The organism is Streptomyces sp. SID13726, assembly GCF_010548375.1.
In the GTDB taxonomy this organism is placed as follows: domain Bacteria; phylum Actinomycetota; class Actinomycetes; order Streptomycetales; family Streptomycetaceae; genus Streptomyces.
On sequence record NZ_JAAGLY010000003.1, the window covers coordinates 586,882 to 602,953 of the forward strand.

At 71.2% G+C, this 16,072-nt stretch carries 17 protein-coding genes and 1 tRNA gene; 3 read left to right on the plus strand and 15 right to left on the minus strand.

All coding sequences use genetic code 11. The annotated features are described in order from the left end of the window. Positions 1-4 precede the first annotated feature (4 nt). Genes G3I78_RS09955 through G3I78_RS09965 form a run of 3 tightly spaced genes read right to left on the minus strand, consistent with a single transcriptional unit; the run spans position 5 to position 3,979 of the window. A complete protein-coding gene (locus tag G3I78_RS09955; RefSeq protein WP_203614726.1) occupies positions 5-1,060 on the minus strand; it encodes an iron chelate uptake ABC transporter family permease subunit in 1,056 nt (351 codons plus the stop codon). An 11-nt stretch (positions 1,061-1,071) separates the two neighbouring features. Beyond that, positions 1,072-2,058: an ABC transporter substrate-binding protein gene (locus G3I78_RS09960; protein ID WP_164422546.1), complete on the minus strand. Its 987-nt coding sequence runs from the start codon at positions 2,056-2,058 to the stop codon at positions 1,072-1,074. A gap of 55 nt (positions 2,059-2,113) precedes the next feature. Beyond that, a complete protein-coding gene (locus G3I78_RS09965; RefSeq protein ID WP_164422548.1) occupies positions 2,114-3,979 on the minus strand; it encodes a siderophore-interacting protein in 1,866 nt (621 codons plus the stop codon). 129 nt (positions 3,980-4,108) lie between these two features. On the opposite strand from G3I78_RS09965, the gene G3I78_RS09970 reads away from it, so the two are divergent. Continuing rightward, a complete protein-coding gene (locus tag G3I78_RS09970; protein WP_239157717.1) occupies positions 4,109-5,707 on the plus strand; it encodes an AraC family transcriptional regulator in 1,599 nt (532 codons plus the stop codon). A 206-nt stretch (positions 5,708-5,913) separates the two neighbouring features. Here the strand turns inward: G3I78_RS09970 and G3I78_RS09975 are convergent. The 8 genes from G3I78_RS09975 to G3I78_RS10010 form a co-directional block, all read right to left on the minus strand. Next, positions 5,914-5,987 (minus strand) — tRNA-Pro (locus G3I78_RS09975). A 96-nt stretch (positions 5,988-6,083) separates the two neighbouring features. Further along, the gene (locus G3I78_RS09980) at positions 6,084-6,443 is read right to left on the minus strand and encodes an MmcQ/YjbR family DNA-binding protein (RefSeq protein ID WP_203614727.1); all 360 of its coding nucleotides are present in this window, start codon (positions 6,441-6,443) and stop codon (positions 6,084-6,086) included. Between the two features lie 30 nt (positions 6,444-6,473). Further along, positions 6,474-7,007 (minus strand): GNAT family N-acetyltransferase, encoded by a 534-nt coding sequence (locus G3I78_RS09985; protein ID WP_164422552.1) that lies wholly within the window; start codon positions 7,005-7,007, stop codon positions 6,474-6,476. Beyond that, positions 7,004-7,582, minus strand: a complete 579-nt coding sequence (locus tag G3I78_RS09990; protein WP_164422554.1) for an XRE family transcriptional regulator — start codon at positions 7,580-7,582, stop codon at positions 7,004-7,006. Before G3I78_RS09990 ends, G3I78_RS09985 begins: the two co-directional genes overlap by 4 nt. Positions 7,583-7,614: 32 nt before the next feature. Continuing rightward, on the minus strand, positions 7,615-8,517 hold the full coding sequence (locus G3I78_RS09995) for a LysR family transcriptional regulator (RefSeq protein WP_164422556.1): 903 nt from the start codon (positions 8,515-8,517) through the stop codon (positions 7,615-7,617). Between the two features lie 53 nt (positions 8,518-8,570). Then, positions 8,571-9,764, minus strand: a complete 1,194-nt coding sequence (locus G3I78_RS10000) for a glycine C-acetyltransferase (protein WP_164422558.1) — start codon at positions 9,762-9,764, stop codon at positions 8,571-8,573. Between the two features lie 35 nt (positions 9,765-9,799). Next, complete coding sequence (tdh, locus tag G3I78_RS10005) at positions 9,800-10,828, minus strand: L-threonine 3-dehydrogenase (RefSeq protein WP_164422560.1); 1,029 nt, start codon at positions 10,826-10,828, stop codon at positions 9,800-9,802. A 226-nt stretch (positions 10,829-11,054) separates the two neighbouring features. Beyond that, positions 11,055-11,984 carry a LysR family transcriptional regulator gene (locus tag G3I78_RS10010; RefSeq protein WP_164422562.1) on the minus strand — a complete coding sequence of 310 codons (930 nt, stop codon included), beginning with the start codon at positions 11,982-11,984 and terminating at the stop codon, positions 11,055-11,057. A 224-nt stretch (positions 11,985-12,208) separates the two neighbouring features. On the opposite strand from G3I78_RS10010, the gene G3I78_RS10015 reads away from it, so the two are divergent. Both G3I78_RS10015 and G3I78_RS10020 read left to right on the plus strand, forming a co-directional pair. Beyond that, on the plus strand, positions 12,209-13,372 hold the full coding sequence (locus tag G3I78_RS10015; RefSeq protein WP_164423090.1) for a YbfB/YjiJ family MFS transporter: 1,164 nt from the start codon (positions 12,209-12,211) through the stop codon (positions 13,370-13,372). Between the two features lie 13 nt (positions 13,373-13,385). Beyond that, positions 13,386-13,994, plus strand: coding sequence for a GPP34 family phosphoprotein (locus G3I78_RS10020; RefSeq protein ID WP_164422563.1), 609 nt, complete (start codon positions 13,386-13,388; stop codon positions 13,992-13,994). Between the two features lie 16 nt (positions 13,995-14,010). Here the strand turns inward: G3I78_RS10020 and G3I78_RS10025 are convergent, their stop codons facing one another. From G3I78_RS10025 to G3I78_RS10040, 4 genes are all read right to left on the minus strand, one after another. Then, positions 14,011-14,586, minus strand: a complete 576-nt coding sequence (locus G3I78_RS10025) for a GAF domain-containing protein (RefSeq protein ID WP_164422565.1) — start codon at positions 14,584-14,586, stop codon at positions 14,011-14,013. Between the two features lie 61 nt (positions 14,587-14,647). Then, positions 14,648-15,247, minus strand: a complete 600-nt coding sequence (locus tag G3I78_RS10030) for an ATP/GTP-binding protein (RefSeq protein WP_164422567.1) — start codon at positions 15,245-15,247, stop codon at positions 14,648-14,650. Continuing rightward, positions 15,225-15,596, minus strand: coding sequence for a DUF742 domain-containing protein (locus G3I78_RS10035; protein ID WP_164423092.1), 372 nt, complete (start codon positions 15,594-15,596; stop codon positions 15,225-15,227). Before G3I78_RS10035 ends, G3I78_RS10030 begins: the two co-directional genes overlap by 23 nt. A 2-nt stretch (positions 15,597-15,598) precedes the next feature. Beyond that, positions 15,599-16,033, minus strand: coding sequence for a roadblock/LC7 domain-containing protein (locus G3I78_RS10040; protein WP_164422570.1), 435 nt, complete (start codon positions 16,031-16,033; stop codon positions 15,599-15,601). Positions 16,034-16,072 lie beyond the last annotated feature (39 nt).

The following is a 16,072-nucleotide window of genomic DNA, read 5'->3' on the forward strand; positions in this document are numbered from 1 at the left end:
GTGTTCACAGTCCGCTCGCCTTCTTCCGCCGCACCAGCGCGACGAGGACGGGAGCGCCGACGAAGGCGGTGACGACACCCACGGGGATCTCGGCGGGTCTCATCACGACGCGGCCGAGGATGTCGGAGACCAGCAGCAGGCTCGGGGCGAGGAGGATGCTGTGGGCGAAGATCCAGCGTTGGTCCGGGCCGACGATCCAGCGGGCCACGTGCGGCACCATGAGTCCGACGAATCCGATGGGCCCGGCGATCGCGGTGGCACCACCGGCGAGGAAGGTGAGGGCGATCACCGCGAGCACCCGGGTGCGCGCCAGCCGGACCCCTTGGGCGACCGCCAGCTCGTCACCCAGAGCCAGGGCGTTGAGCGGGCCCGACACCGCGAAGGCCAGGACGACTGCAAACGCGAAGAACGGCAGGACCGGCCAGACGACCTCCAGCGGGCGACCCGCGATCGACCCGGCGTTCCAGTACCGCATCGCGTCGAAGGCGTCCGGGTCGGTCAGCTGGAGCGCTTCCCTTGCGCCGCCCAGCACGGCGCCGACGCAGACCCCGGCGAGCACCATGACCACCGGCGAGGAGCCCTTCCGTGTCGACCCGAGGGCCAGCACCAGGAGCGTGACGATCAGTGCCCCCACGAACGCGAACCACATGTAGCCCTGCGATGCGCGGACACCGAACAGGCCCACGGCGACCGTCACCGCGAAGGATGCACCGGCATGGACGCCGAGGACACCCGGATCGGCCAGCGGGTTACGGGTGAGCGCCTGGATCAGCGCGCCAGACAGACCGAGTGCGACGCCGACGACCAGACCCACGGCCGTGCGCGGCAGCCGGAAGTCGCGGACCGCGAACTGGTCAGCATTGGAAGACGGGTTGAGCAGTGCGTCCCAGATCACCGAGACCGGTATCGCCTTGGAGCCGACCATCAGGCTCAGCACCATCAGCACGATCAACACGGCGAGGGCCGCGACCAGCCCGATGACACGGCGGCGCCGATACGAGACCGCGGCCGGCGGCTCTTCTGTGAGCGTCGCCGCTTCCATTGCGTCCACGAGCGTCATCCGGCCTCGGGCTACTTCTCGGAGAGCGTCGCCAGAGCACGGTCCAGCGAGTCCAGGTACTGCAGGACGGGCCCGTAGGAGTTGTTGCCGGGGCAGAAGACTCCCAGCGCTCGACCGGAGTTCACGGCGGGCAGCGCCTTCCAGGTGTTGGTCTCGGTCACCGGCTTGAAGGGCTCGGTCGGCTTGCCGTCGGCGTCGACGGGGTAGGTGATCACGTCGTACTTGGACAGCTCGCTGATCTGCTCGAACGGCAGGGATTCGTAGGCCAGGGGGTCCTTGCCCGCGGCCGCCTCGGGCAGGTCGAGGCCGATGTCGTCCCGGGCGATCTCGGAGCAGCCGATGTCCGCGATGTAGAACGTTCCGGGATCGCTCCAGTCCCCGCGGGAGATGTCGACGAACGAGGTGTCGTCGATGGTCTTGCCGTAGGTCTCCTGGATCTTGGCGACCTTCTTCTTGAACTCCGCCGTCTGCCGGCTGAGCGTATCCGTGACATTGCCGGCCTCCGCGATGTCACCGGCGAAGGTCTTCCACTCGGTGTCGAGCCCCCAGAACACGGTCGGGGCGATCGACTCGAGTCGCTTGCCGACCTTCTTCCAGTCATTCGGGTGGAACTGGACCAGGATGAGGTCCGGCTTGAGGCCCGCGAGCTTCTCCAGGTCCACCTCGCCGCCGCTGCTGCCGATGACCTCAGCCGCCTCGTACGCGGTCTTCTGTTCCGCGGGCAGCACGTCGAGTTCGGAGTCGGACACCTCGGTGACGCCCACCGGCTTGCCTCCCAGATCGATGAAGGGGAGGTTCGTGTTGCCGATCGTGACGATCCGCTGGGGGTCGGCGGGAATCTCGATGGTGCCGTTCTCGGCCTTGACACTGCGGGTCTCGGCGGCGGCCTTGTCGCCGGTGTCGTCGCCTTCGCCGCCGCAGGCGGTGAGGACGAGCGACGCGCTCATCAGCCCGGCGGCAAGGACCGTTCCACGCCTCGTTCTGAGGGTGCTGCTCATGGTGGTTCTTCTTTCTCTTCTTCCCTGGGGGAGGAGTTTTTTGGGGTGGAGGGGGTCAGTCGGTGGTGGAGCGGACGAGTTCGTGGACGGTGGTGCCGAGGCCGACGGTGTGTGCTGATCGGCGCGTGAGGCCGGCCCGGGCGATGACGGTGTCCAGCTCCGCCGCGGTGCGAAGGCCTGAGCCGTGGCAGACCAGGCCGATCAGGTCTGCCTCGCCGTCGTGCTCGTCGAGGTCGTCGGTGTCGAAGACCTCCTCGATCAGCAGCACTCGTCCGCCAGGGGTGAGGTTCTCGGCCGTCCGACGCAGGGCGTGAGCGGCGTCGGCGTCGGGCAGGGTCTTGAAGGCGCGGCTGACGAGTACGGCGTCGGCCGCCGGGCCGGCCTCGAAGACGGACTGTTCCAGCACACTGACCCGCGTGCGCTGCGGCTCGTCGGGAATCGTGGCGGGCAGGTCGCGGCGCAGCCAGTCGGCCTGGGCGGGCAGGGCGCAGATCGTCACACGCAGGCTGTCGTAGGCCGCGACGTACTCACCGGCGTGAGCGCCTGCACCACCGGAGTGGATCACCAGGTGCCGGACTCCGTCGAGCAGGCCGGACGTGGCGATCGGTCCGGCCAGTGCGGGCTGGAACTTCGCCAGGCGCTCCAGGTGGCGGTCCTCGTAGTCCTGCTCGGCCCGTACGTCGGCGAAGGTCTGGCCGGTGACCGACGCGTAGGAGGACCGGCCGGTGCGGACCGACTCCGTGAGTCCGTGGATGCCGAGCATCTCGCGACCGACCACCCCGGTGGAGTGGAGCCCGTCGGCGATGAAGTCGAGGGTGAGGACATCACCGACCGGCGTCAGGGCGTAGTGACCCGGTTCCGTCTCGGTCACCACCTCCAGGGTGTGCAGATAGCGCAGCAGCTTGCCCAGAGCGCGCTCGTCGACGCCCGCCTTGGCGGCCAGTTCGGTCGCGCCGGTCACGCCTCGGGAGATCAGATCGGGAACGCCCAGTTCGACTGCGGTGCGGATCGCGATCGGTGCGACGAGTTCGGTCAGGTCGTGGAGCTTCTGGAACGGGGTGACCGTCCGCTCCGGGTCGGGTACCGCCCCGTCGGTCTCCAGGGCGACGACCGAGGAGCGGCGCCAGTAGCCGGCGAAGTCGATGTCCTCCTTGGGCACACCTCGGTCCTCGACCAGGTGCCGACGAATGTCCCGGACGGCCGTGTGCTCGCCGGCCAGCCACACGAACGCCTGGCCCGGCCACCACCGCGTACCGCGGACGGCCTCGGTGAGCGGCGAGGCGGTCCCGGCCGTCGCTCCGGGGCGGACCAGCCACGTCACGCCCACCCCGGGCAGCTGACGCAAGTCCTGGCGGTGGCCTTCCTCGGCGATCTCGATGAACACCTGCGCCCGGGCGTCGGACGGGAGCCCGTCGAGCAGCCTGCCGATCGCGGGGAGTGCGGTGTCGTCGCCTGCCACGAGCCACCAGTCGGCGCCCACCGGGAACGCCTTCGACGTGCTCGGGCCGCTGAGGTGGATCCGGTCACCCGGCCGGGTGCGGTAGGCCCACGTCGTTCCCGCGCCCACCCCGTGCCTGACGAAGTCCACGTCCAGCTCGCCCGCCTCGGGGTCCCACCGGCGGACCGTGTAGGCCCGCGACAGCGGTCGAGGATCCTTGGGCGCGGTCAACTTGGCCTGGCCCTGGACCGGGAGCACCGGATCGGACTGACCGGGGTACGGGAAGTAGAGCGCGAGGTCGTCGTCGAAGCCGTTGGACTCGAAGGCAGGCCGCGCGAACCCGTCGGCGGTGGTGAAGGCACGCAGCTGATCGCCGCTCAGCGTGACCCTCCGCATTCCCGGGGTGATGTCGAGGGTCCGGACCACCTCGACCTCACGCAGGGTCGGCGGGTGCACGGTGAGCCGGCGCGAGGTCTTGGGCATGCGGGAGACCGAACTTTCTCATCACTTCAAGGGCGGGAGCCGCGCGCCGGAATCAGGAGGGCGCGCACGACGTAAGGTTAGGGAAACCTTACTTTGAATGGTGTGCGCAGACTGCCGTACGGTTAGGACATGACGATGCCCTCATCGTTCGCCCCGGAGTCCGGCCGCCCTCCGCCGATTCCGGGCGCGCGATGGGATCCGGCGGACGTGCCCCTTCGACCGCTGCTGCTATGGGTTCGCAAAGGCGCGGCGCACGTACGCCTCGACGGCGGGCCGGTGCTCCACCTCAAGGCCGGCGAAGGCGCCTGGATTCCCGCGGACGGCCCGGGAGAGCGGGCGATCACCACCGAGCCGGGCACGATCGCTTTCCCGCTGTGTCCCCAGGCCGGCGTCGGCGCTCGGGGGTTGTCGGAACTGACGCGGTTCGACGTTCCCAGCGGCTGGCAGGACTGGCTGATCCAGCTCTTCAACCTGCACGTCACTCCGTTCAGCGGCCGCGAGTACTCCCCCGAGGCGATCATGGAGCTCCTTCGGCGACCCGGCTCGCCGGCGCCCGCCCTGGTCGGGCGGGATCCGGCCCCAGAGGGGTTCGCCGCGCCGGCGATGCCGCGAGCCCGCGGCGCCCGAGCGGTCGCCGAGGAACTGATGTGCGACCCCGCGCTTGACCTCACGGTCGAGCGATGGGCGTCGCGGGTGCTCTCCAGCGCACGCACCCTTCGCCGCGACTTCCTCGCCGACACCGGGCTCACGTTCGAGCGGTGGCGGCTGCTCTGCCGGCTCGGCGCCGCCGTGGAGTTCCTCGCCGCCGGTTACGACGTGGACCAGGTGGCCTCTCTGGTGGGCTTCGCCAGCCGCAACGGCCTCACGCGGGCCTTCAAGGGGCGGTTCGGGCTGACCCCCCACGAGTTCGGACGGGAGCTCTTCGCCCGACCCGGCACCGGCGGGCTGACACAACGGGCGGCGGCAGGGCAGACCGACGACCTGATCCGGATGATGCGCGAGAGTGACTCCCCCACCGCGCCAGAGATGCTGCCTGCGGCCAGCACGCCGTCACACACCAACGACGTCCACGTCCTCAGCTGGATGTACCGAGGCAGTGGGTATCTGGACATCGGCGAGCAGCGCTACGAGCGGGAACGAGGAGTGGCGACCTGGATCCCGGCAGAAAAGGAGCATGTCACCGGCCTCCGCGAGAACTCCGTCTCCCTGCCGCTGGGCAACGCGAGTACCGCCGACCTCAACCTGAACGTGCCGCTGCAAGTGCGGTTCTCGCCTGCGTGGGACGACTACTTGATGTTCTGCTCGATCAGCGCCCGATCCGCTCTGCGTCCCCACGAACACAACCCCCGCCACATCCTCGACCTGTTCGCGGAACAGGTCGCCGCGCAGCGAGCGCTGTCGGTACCGATGCCGACCGATCCGCGCGCGCGTGCTGTCGCGATGGAGTACCTGCGTCGTATCGGCGAGCCGGGCGGGACGCAGGATGCCGATGTCCGTGCCGAGATCCACCGCGCCTTCCGCGACGAGACAGGGATGACACTCGGTCGCTGGCGCTACGCCGCCCGCATGCGCATCGCCCGCGACCTGCTCGCCGGGGGCGCCCCGCCCAGTGCCGTCGCGCGCCGGATCGGGTACGCCCACCTCCCCACGTTCAGTGCCGCCTTCTCCCGCTTCCACGGGCTCTCCCCTCGCGCTTACCAGGAACGCGAGGCGGCCAACAGCCGCTGAGAGGACGTTCGCGCTCGCGCCATCAAAACCCAGATGTTCGGAGCATGCAGACCGCGCGGCGGGCCCACCGCTCCGCCGGCACACCTGGCACCCCGTCAGAACGCCCGTGAAATGAGTTTCACGAACGTCGAGTCATCGGAAACAAATGGCCAAAGGGCCGTTTCAGATCTCCTCTGAAACGGCCCCTGACCCGCGACTTCGTAAAGTCGGGACGACAGGATTTGAACCTGCGACCCCTTGACCCCCAGTCAAGTGCGCTACCAAGCTGCGCCACGTCCCGGTGCCCGTCTGACCTGGGGTTTCCCCTGGCCGAACGCGCAGACAAACCATACCGCACTCGGGTCGGTGGTCGCGCACTGCATTTGTCGCGCGGGCGTCAGGCGCCGCCCGGTGTGCCGAGGCCCGGGTAGGCCTCCAGCAGCCGGGTGGGTGCCGCCTGGCGCCAGGAGTCGGCCAGGATGTCCCGCAGCTCGCTCTCGTCGTCGATCGCGGTCAGCCGGGCCCGTACCCAGGCGAACTGTGCCTCGTGGTCGGCGATCCAGAACTTGTCCGGCTCGGCCAGGACCAGTTCGTCGCGCTCCTCCTTGGGGCAGCGCACGGCGATGGAGGTCTCGTCCTCGGGCATGGTGGCGAACATCTTCCCCGCGACCCGGAACGTGGGCATGCTCCAGGCGATCTTCTCCGTCGTGTCCGGCAGGGACAGGGCGATACGGCGTACGTCTTCGGCGTCCGGCATGACAGGAACCGTAGCCGCTGCCACTGACAATCAGCAGGTGGGAGCGGTCGCCCCCAGCCGCTTGTAGTAGAGGGTCGTCGACCGCAGGACTCCGCCGGGGTCGGCCGCGTAGTCGGGGATGGCCCCGGCCCTGGTCCACCCGGCCGAGGCGTAGAGGCGTTCGGCGGGGCTGTCGGTCTCGGTGTCCAGGTGGAGCAGGGTGATCCCGGCCTCGGCGGCGGCCCCCTCCGCGGTGTCGAGGAGCCGGCGTCCGAGGCCCCGCCCGCGCGCGTCCCGGTGGACCATGAGCTTGACCAGTTCGGCGCGGTGGCGGCTGTTGGGCTTGTCGGGGAGCGCCAGGCCGACGGTGCCGAGGGTGCGGTGCCCGTCGCACGCGGCCCACACCAGACACCGCCCGGCGGCCACCGCGTCCGCGCGTTCCCGCCACCAGCCGAGGGCGGCCGTACGGTCCATGGGTGCGAGGAATCCGACGGAGGCGCCACCCGCCACGGTGTCCACCAACAGGTCGGCCAACTCCTCGGCGCGCTCCAGCAGTTGCGCCCCGTCCAGGCGGGTGACGATCACGGCAGCACCACCGCCAGCACGTACCGTGCCGCACCGGGACCGGCGCACCGGAACCGCGTCGGACCCCACACCCGCAGCCGCAGGCAGTCGCCGGTGCCGAGGTGGTGCTCGACGTCCTGGGCGGTGACGTCGAGCGCCCCTTCCAGGACCCAGATGTGCTGTTCGAGGCCGGGCACGGGCGGGCGGTCGTAGGCGATGTCGGAACCGGCGGCCAGGCGTCCCTCGACGAGTTCGCCGCGCAGCCCGGTGTGCGGCGGCGACACTGATCGCCGTACGAAACCGGAGGCGCTGTCCTCCCACACCGGCTGCTCGGCGGCCCTGAGCAGCAGCGCGGGCTCGGCCTCGACCTCGCTCAGCAGCTGGGACATGGTCCGTCCGTACACCCCGCACAGCCGGTTCAGCAGCGAGGCGGTGGGGCTGATCTCCGCCCGCTCGGCGCGCGAGAGGGTGGACTTGCTGATGCCGCTGCGCTCCGCCAACTCGCCCAGCGACCAGCCGCGTTCGGCCCGCAGCTCGGCGAGGCGGGCGCCGAGACGGGTGTCGACGGGGTCCGGCCCGATCTCCGCTTGTTTCATATCGGGGATGATATCCCGGATATGAAACGCAACTACCCTTGCGCGACGGCTCCGAGCGCGTCCAGCACCGGGCGGATCAGCGGGTGCTCCTCGGCTCCCCGTCGTACGGCGGCGAAGACCCGGCGGGTCGGGGCGGTCCCGTCGACGGGCCGTACGACCACCCCGGCGAGGTCCATGCCGATCAGCGCCGACCGCGGCACCAGCGCCACGCCGGCGTCCGCCGAGGCCAGCGCGACCACCGCGCGGAAGTCGTCCGAGGAGTGCTCCAGTCGGGGCTGGAACCCGGCGCTCTCGCAGGCGAGGACCACCACGTCGTGGCAGGGGTTGCCCGGGTAGGGGCCGATCCACGGGTCCTTGGCGAGTTCGGCCAGCGGCACCTCGCGCGCGTCGGCCAGCCGGTGGCTCACCGGGACGACCGCGTCGAAGGGCTCGGCGTAGAGGGGGACGTGCGCGAGGCGCGGGTCGCCGGCCGGCGGGGCGCCCCGGTACTCCACCGCGACCGCCACGTCGACCTGCCGGTCCAGCACCATCGGCAGGCTGGCGTCGCCCTCGGCATCCTGGACCCGGATGCGGATACCGGGCGAGGTCGAGGCGAGGCGGGCCACCGCGGGGGCCACGACCAGGGCGATCCCGGTCGCGAAGGAGGCGACGGTGACCGTGCCGGCCGCGCCCGAACCGTACGCGGCGAGCTCGGCCTCCGCGCGCTCCAGCTGGGCGAGGACCGCGTTGGTGTGGCTGAGCAGGATCTCGCCGGCCGGAGTCAGCCGTACGCCCTTGGCACCGCGCTCGACGAGACGGTGCCCGGTCTCCTGCTCCAGGGCCGCGAGCTGCTGGGAGACCGCGGAGGGGGTGAGATACAGCGCGGCGGCAGCCGCTGTCACCGTGCGGTGGTCGGCCACCGCACGCAGGATGTGGAGCCGCCGTGCCTCGATCATGGGATCGATTATCGCAATACGTCAGGACTGGGGCGCCTGCTGCGCGCTCGCCGCTAGGCCGCCAGTTCCGCCCTCGCGGCCACGAACGCGTCGACCGCTCGATCGACGTCGTCCGTGGAGTGCGCGGCCGACAGCTGGACGCGGATCCGCGCCTGTCCCTGCGGTACGACCGGGTACGAGAAGCCGATCACGTACACCCCGCGCTCCAGCAGCAGCTCCGCGAGACGGCCCGCCTCCGAGGCGTCGCCGATCATGACGGGGGCGATGGCGTGGTCACCGGGGAGGACGTCGAAGCCCTCCTCGGCCATCCGGCGGCGGAACAGCGCGGTGTTCTCGCGCAGCCGCACCCTCAGGTCGTCCGCAGACTCCAGCAGGTCGAGGACCTTCAGGGAGGCGGCGGCGATCACCGGGGCGAGCGTGTTCGAGAAGAGGTACGGCCGTGAGCGCTGCCGCAGGAGTGCCACGATCTCGGCGCGGGCGGCGACGTAGCCGCCGGAGGCGCCGCCGAGTGCCTTGCCGAGGGTGCCGGTGACGATGTCGACGCGGTCCATGACGCCGTGCAGCTCGGGGGTGCCGCGGCCGCCGGGGCCGACGAAGCCGACTGCGTGCGAGTCGTCGACCATGACCATGGCGTCGTAGCGGTCGGCGAGGTCGCAGATCTCCGCGAGCGGGGCCACGTAACCGTCCATGGAGAAGACGCCGTCGGTGACGATCAGCCGGCGCCTGGCGTCCGACGCGTCCTTCAACTGCCGTTCCAGATCGGCCAGATCACGGTTGGCGTACCGGAAGCGGCGGGCCTTGGACAGCCGGATGCCGTCGATGATCGACGCGTGGTTCAGGGCGTCGGAGATGACGGCGTCCTCGGGGCCCAACAGGGTTTCGAAGACACCGCCGTTGGCGTCGAAGCAGGAGGAGTAGAGGATGGTGTCCTCCTGGCCGAGGAAGGCCGAGAGCCGTGCCTCCAGCTCCTTGTGCACCTCCTGCGTGCCGCAGATGAAGCGCACGGAGGCCATGCCGTAGCCCCAGCGGTCCAGGGCCTCGTGGGCGGCGGCGATCACCTCGGGGTGGTCGGCGAGGCCGAGGTAGTTGTTGGCGCAGAAGTTGAGGACCTCGCCGGGGCGGCCGCCCGCGGACACGTTGACGGTCGCCGACTGCGGGGTGTCGATCACCCGCTCCGGCTTGTGCAGTCCGGCGGCGCGGATCTCGTCGAGGGTGGCGCGCAGGTCATCGCGCACGGAGTCGAACATCGTGAGTCCCTAGGTCAGTTGGTCCGGCGGAGAAGTCAGATGGTCCAGTCGAGGATGACCTTGCCGCCGCGGCCGCTCGCCGCGTCGGCGAACGCCGCCTCGAAGTCGCGGTGGCCGTACCGGCCGGTGATCACGGGAGCGAGGTCGAGACCGCCCTCCAGGAGCACCGACATCGCGTACCAGGTCTCGAACATCTCACGGCCGTAGATGCCCTTGATGGTGATCATCGAGGTGACGATCCGGGCCCAGTCGACTGGGAACTCCGCGGCCGGGAGCCCCAGCATCGCGATCCGGCCGCCGTGCGTCATGTTGGCGATCATGTCGCGCAGCGCCTCGGGCCGCCCGGACATCTCCAGACCGATGTCGAAGCCCTCGCGCAGCCCCAACTCCCGCTGTCCGTCGGCGATCTGACCCTCCGACACATTCAGCGCGAGACTCACGCCCACCTTGCGGGCCAGCTCCAGGCGCTCCTCGCTGACGTCGGTGATCACGACGTTGCGGGCCCCCGCGTGCCGGGCGACGGCCGCCGCCATCAGGCCGATCGGCCCGGCCCCCGTGATCAGCACGTCCTCGCCGACCAGCGGGAAGGACAGCGCGGTGTGCACGGCGTTGCCGAACGGGTCGAAGATCGCGGCCACGTCGAGTTCCACCGGAACCCGGTGCACCCACACATTGGCGGCGGGCAGGGCTACGTACTCCGCGAAGGCCCCGTCCCTGCCGACCCCGAGCCCGACGGTGGCCCGGCACAAGTGCCGCCGACCGGCGAGGCAGTTGCGGCACCTGCCGCAGACGAGGTGCCCCTCGCCGCTGACCCGGTCGCCGATGCCGATCTCCGTGACATCGCGCCCGGTCTCGACGACCTCGCCGACGAACTCGTGCCCGAGGACCAGTGGGGTGCGGATCGCCTGCTGGGCCCAGCCGTCCCAGTTGCGGATGTGCAGGTCGGTGCCGCAGATGCCGGTGCGCAGCACCTTGATCAGCACGTCACCGGGTCCGACGGCCGGCTCCGGGACGTCCGCGAGCCACAGTCCGGGCTCCGCCTTCTCCTTGACCAGCGCCTTCACGCTACGGCTCCTGTGGGTGCGAGGGGTGGAAACGCCCTGCAATCTGCCGTACGGCACCGTCCTGGTCCATCGAGGATTTCTTAAGCGCCGCCACAGCTGGGCTTCACGCCCGCTGCGCGCCGCCGAAAAACGCGGGACGCGCCGGGCCTGCATTCGAGCCGCGCAGTCCGTGGCCGAGCGCACCCAAGGGCGGATCAGTCACGGTGAACCCTTCGACAGGCAGGAGTCATTCGGGCGAGGCGAACGGATCTCCGGCCGGCAGCCAGGAACCCGTCGCGTGGATGCCGAGGTCGCCCACGCCGTGGCACAGGGCGTCGACCACGGCGAGGACACCGTCGCGGTCCTCGTCCGCGCGCCGGACCAGGGACCAGGTCCAGTGGATCCTGGGCGCTACGACCTCGCGGCGGACCAGGTCGGGCGGGAGTGAAGTGGTCTGGCCCTTGGGGCAGTTGAGGACGGGTCGGCTGCCGCGGCGGACGTGGTCGAAGAAGGCGGGCCCGGTGACACCGCCGTCGGAGATGCGCACGGGGCGGGAGCCGGTGGACCGTGCCACGTCTTCCGCGTACACGTTCCAGGACGCCCAGGCTGTGACGTCGTCGTCGATCAGGACGTCGGTGTCCGAGGCCCGGACGTCGGCGGTGTCGGGGCCCTTGGCGACGGCGTGGACCCGGTCGGCGCCGATGAGTTCGGCCCGCAGCCCGAGCCGTTCCAGGTCCTCGGTCCGCACCCAGCACACGGCCAGGTCCAGGCTGCCGTCAGCGACCCGCGCGGCCTGTGTGTGCGAGGGCGCGACCCACGCGTCGACATGCACCCGCGCCACCGCCGCCGTACGCGAAGCCAGGTCCGGGGGAAGCCAGTTGACGTATCCGACGCGCACCGCCCGCGAACCCGACAGCCGGCCCGCGCGGCGGCGCAGGTCGTCGGCGCGTTCCAGCAGGGCGCGGGTGTGCGGGAGCAGGGCGGCACCGGCCGGTGTGAGGGAGACCGAGCGCCGGTCCCGGTCGAACAGCCGCACACCCAGGTCGCGTTCGAGCACCTTGATCTGCTGGGAGAGCGAAGGGCCCGCGATCAGCAGTCGCTCGGCGGCCCGGCCGAAGTTCAGCTCCTCGGCGACCGCGACGAAATACCGCAGCTGACGCAGCTCCACGCCCGCCATGCTACGTGCGCTGGGAGGCTGGGCCTATCAGCAGCGAGGCAGCCGGTCGTGGCATCGGTGCTGGTGATGGGGCCAGGATCGGGGGTGGTGGTCCGGTGTCGGGGAGGGGAGGGGACATCATGCGGGGGCTCTTGGCCGGGATCACGGTCCGCGGCCTCCGTACGACGAGCGATACGTCCCCGTGGGCTCACGTCGTCCGGGCCGCCGCCGCGCTCGCCGCGGGCATGGGCGTCGGCCGGTTCGTGTACACCCCGATCCTGCCGTTGATGCAGGCCCAGGCGGAGCTGTCCGCCGGTGCGGGGGCGGACCTGGCCACCGCCAACTACGTCGGGTACCTCCTCGGAGCGCTCGCGGGCATCCTGTTCCCGCCGCTGGTCCGCTCGCGCGCCGTGCTGCGCGGCTCCCTGCTCGTCCTCGCCGGGACGCTCGCCTGCATGCCCCTCACCCACAGCACGGCGGTGTGGGCCGGCCTGCGGCTGACGGCGGGTGCCGCGAGCGCGCTGGTGTTCGTCGTGGCGGCCGGTTCGCTCCTGCACCACCTGCGAACTCACTCACCGCATCTGCCCGGTTGGGCCTTCGGCGGGGTGGGTGCCGGTATCGCGCTCTCCGGTCTGCTGGTCCTCGTCCTGCGTACGGCGGCCGACTGGCGGGCCGCGTGGTGGGCCTCGGCGGCCCTGGCCCTCGCGCTGACCGGTGCCGCGTGGAACCTGCGGCCGGAGGAGGCGACCGCCGGTCCCGCCGCGAGGCCCGGGGAGCGTACGCACCGCTGGTTCTGGGCCCTGTTCGTCGGCTACACCCTGGAGGGCGCCGGATACATCGTCGCCGGGACCTTCCTGGTCGCCGCGATCGGCCAGGGCTCCCCCGGCTGGGTCGGCGGTGCCGCGTGGGTGCTGGTGGGGCTGGCCGCCGTACCGTCGACGGCGTTGTGGGCCCGGCTCGCGCGCCGCCGGTCGCGACCGGACCTGCTGCTCGCGGCCCTGCTGGTCCAGGCGGTCGGCATCGCCCTGCCCGCCCTGGTCGGCGGCGCGGCGGCGGCCCTCGTCTCGGCGGTGCTGTTCGGGGCCACCTTCCTGGGGATCTGCACCCTCGCCCTGGCCACCGGGGCACAGCTGCGGTTCCCGCGCTCGGTGGCGTTGCTGACCGCCGGGTACTCCGTCGGCCAGATCCTCGGCCCGCCGGCGGTCGCCCCGATGCTGCACGACGGCTACCGCTCCGCCCTGCTCCTGGCCGCCCTCGTCGTACTGGTCTCGGCCGCGGTGACGATCGTCCTCAGGTTCGATTTTCCGCATCACATGGCCGTCACGGGCGGATCGCGGAGAGAATCGACCCAGGACACGCGGCCCGACCGACCGGATCGCGGCGCCCTCGCCCCGCACTCGGCCGACTGACGTGGAGCCGCTCATGACCACCGCACGGGACCTCGCGATCGTCGCCCTGGACGTGCCGCCGGACCGCTCCCTGGAGCAGGGCGACCTGTCGCTCGCGCTCGCGGGGGCCGAGCTGATCGACCTCGCCGAAGCCGGGGCGCTCGCGCTCGACGGCGACCGCGTCGTGCCCGGGGCGGAGGGGGCGACGGGAGACCGGCTGCTGGACGAGGCGGCCGCGGCGCTGGTCCGGGCGGAGCCCTACGAGACGGTCGAGGACTGGCTGTGGCGCCGGGGCCGTGATCTCTCCGCCGCCTACGTCGACGACCTGGAGAGGATCGGGCTGACCACCCGTAAGCGGGGCCGCCGGTTCCCGCTGCTCGGCGCCCGGACGGTACCGGTCGACTCGGCGGCCCGCAGCAGCGCCGAGGAGCGCCGGGCGGCGGGCGAGCCGGTCCTCGCCGCCCTGGCTGCCGCCGCCGGGGTCGAGGACAAGGGGCCGGAGTTCGACGAGGACCGCGTCGGGGAGGCGGTCACGGCGGTGCTGGCGGCCGTCGGCGACGCGGTGATGGAGCTGGAGGCCGTACGACAGCGGCGGGCGATCGAGAACTCCGCGTTCGACAACATCTGGCGCGGAGGCGTGTGAGGGAGGCTCGTGGCGCTCACAGCGGGAGCCCGTCGGCCTCCCCCCGCTCCAGCCGTGCCACGAGTTCCGCCGCCGACGACTTGATCGTCTCCAGGCCGGACTTTCCCCAGGACCGGGGCTCGGTGTCCTCGACGCACACCGTGCCCAGCACCATCCCCGTGGAGTCGATGAGGGGCGCGCCCAGATAGGAGCGGATGCCGAACTCGTCGACGACCGGGTTGCCCGCGAATCTCGGATAGTCCCGGACGTCCTCCAGGACCAGCGCCTTGCGGCGGACGACAACATGGGGGCAGAAGCCGTAGTCCCGCTCCATATAGCGGCCCACCTCCGGCTTGGCCTCGTCGGTGTCGGTCGCGGGCCGGGCCGCGGGAATCCGCAGACCGGCGAAGAACTGCCGGTTCTCGCCGATGAAGTTGACCATGGCGTACGGCGCCCCCGTGCGCTCGGCGAGCCGCCGGGCGAAGGCGTCGAGCGCGGGCTCGGGTCGCTCCCCCAGGCCCAGCAGACGCAGCCGGCGCGTCCGGTCCGGCGCCTCCTTGTCCACCGGCGTGAGCAGCAGACGACCGGCCGGGCGCGGTGGGTCGTAGCTCATGGGCGGTTTCCGTCGCTGTGGACGTGGGTCATATGCGGCTCCGTGGCGGTGTGTGCGGGGGTCACATGTGGGCGCCGTGGCTCGGCGCGGGCTCCGGGCTGTGGGCGATGAGATGCCGGACCAGGGTGAGCAGGGTCTGCACACCGGAACTGGAGATCCGGGCGTCGCAGCGCACGATGGGGATCTCCGGCGGCAGGTCGATGGCGGCACGGACCTCCTCGGGGTCGTAGCGGTACCCCCCGTCGAACTCGTTGATCGCGACGATGAATCCGAGGCCGCGTTGCTCGAAGAAGTCCACCGCCGCGAAGCAGTCCTCCAGACGCCGGGTGTCGGCGAGGATCACCGCCCCGAGCGCGCCCTCGGAGAGCTCGTCCCACATGAACCAGAACCGCTCCTGTCCGGGCGTGCCGAACAGATAGAGGACGTGTTCCGGATCGAGGGTGATCCTGCCGAAGTCCATGGCCACCGTCGTCTCGACCTTGTTCTCGATACCGTCGAGACTGTCGGTCGCGGCGCTGACCGTGGTGAGCAGTTCCTCCGTGCTGAGGGGTGCGATCTCGCTGACCGCGCCCACGAAGGTCGTCTTGCCTACCCCGAACCCTCCCGCCACCAGAATCTTCAGTGCGGTGGGGAAGGGGTCAGAGCTGTCGTCGTAGTCCATCGAGCACTGCCTCCAGAAGGGCCCGGTCAGTGGGGTTGTGGTGGAACTCGGGGGGCTTGGTGGTGAGCACCCCGCAGTCGACGAGGTCGGACAGCAACACCTTGGTGACCACCGCCGGCAGCTTCAGTTGGGCGGCTACCTCCGCGACCGAGACGGGCGCCCTGCACAGGTCGAGGGCCTGGGCGTGTTCGGGGCCGAGGTAGCCGAGGGGGGTGACACCGGTGGCCATCACGTGCGACAGGAGGTCGAGCGCGATGGTGGGCCGGGTCCGGCCGTTGCTGACCGTGAAAGGCCGCACCAGCCGTCCGGCCGCGTCGTCGAGCCAGGGCCCGTCGCCGGCCGCCGCCACGCTCAAGGCCTCATCGCCGACGGTTCGACGGCGTGCTGACGGGGCGCGGTGACCAGGTAGGGGCGGACGCTCTTGACGAGCATCGCCATCTCGTAGCCGAGCACCGCCGCGTCGGCCTCGCGGCCCGCGAGCACGGCGAGACAGGTGCCGGAGCCCGCGGTGGTCACGAACAGCAGCGTCGCGTCGAGTTCGACGACGACCTGGCGGACGTCACCGCCGTCGCCGAAGCGGACGCCCGCGCTGCGGCCGAGGGAGTACAGGCCGGAGGCCAGGGCCGCCATGTGGTCGGCGCTGTCCCCGTCGAGGCCGTGGACCGACTTCACGAGGCCGTCGCAGGACAGGAGGACCGCGCTGGTGGTGTGCGGCACGCGCTGCACGAGGCCGCTCATCAGCCAGTCGAGATCGGATACATGGCCGGTCGGCGCTTCGCTCGCCATGGTGGATCGACTCCTTGAAGTACGAAGGTCAGCGGGAGC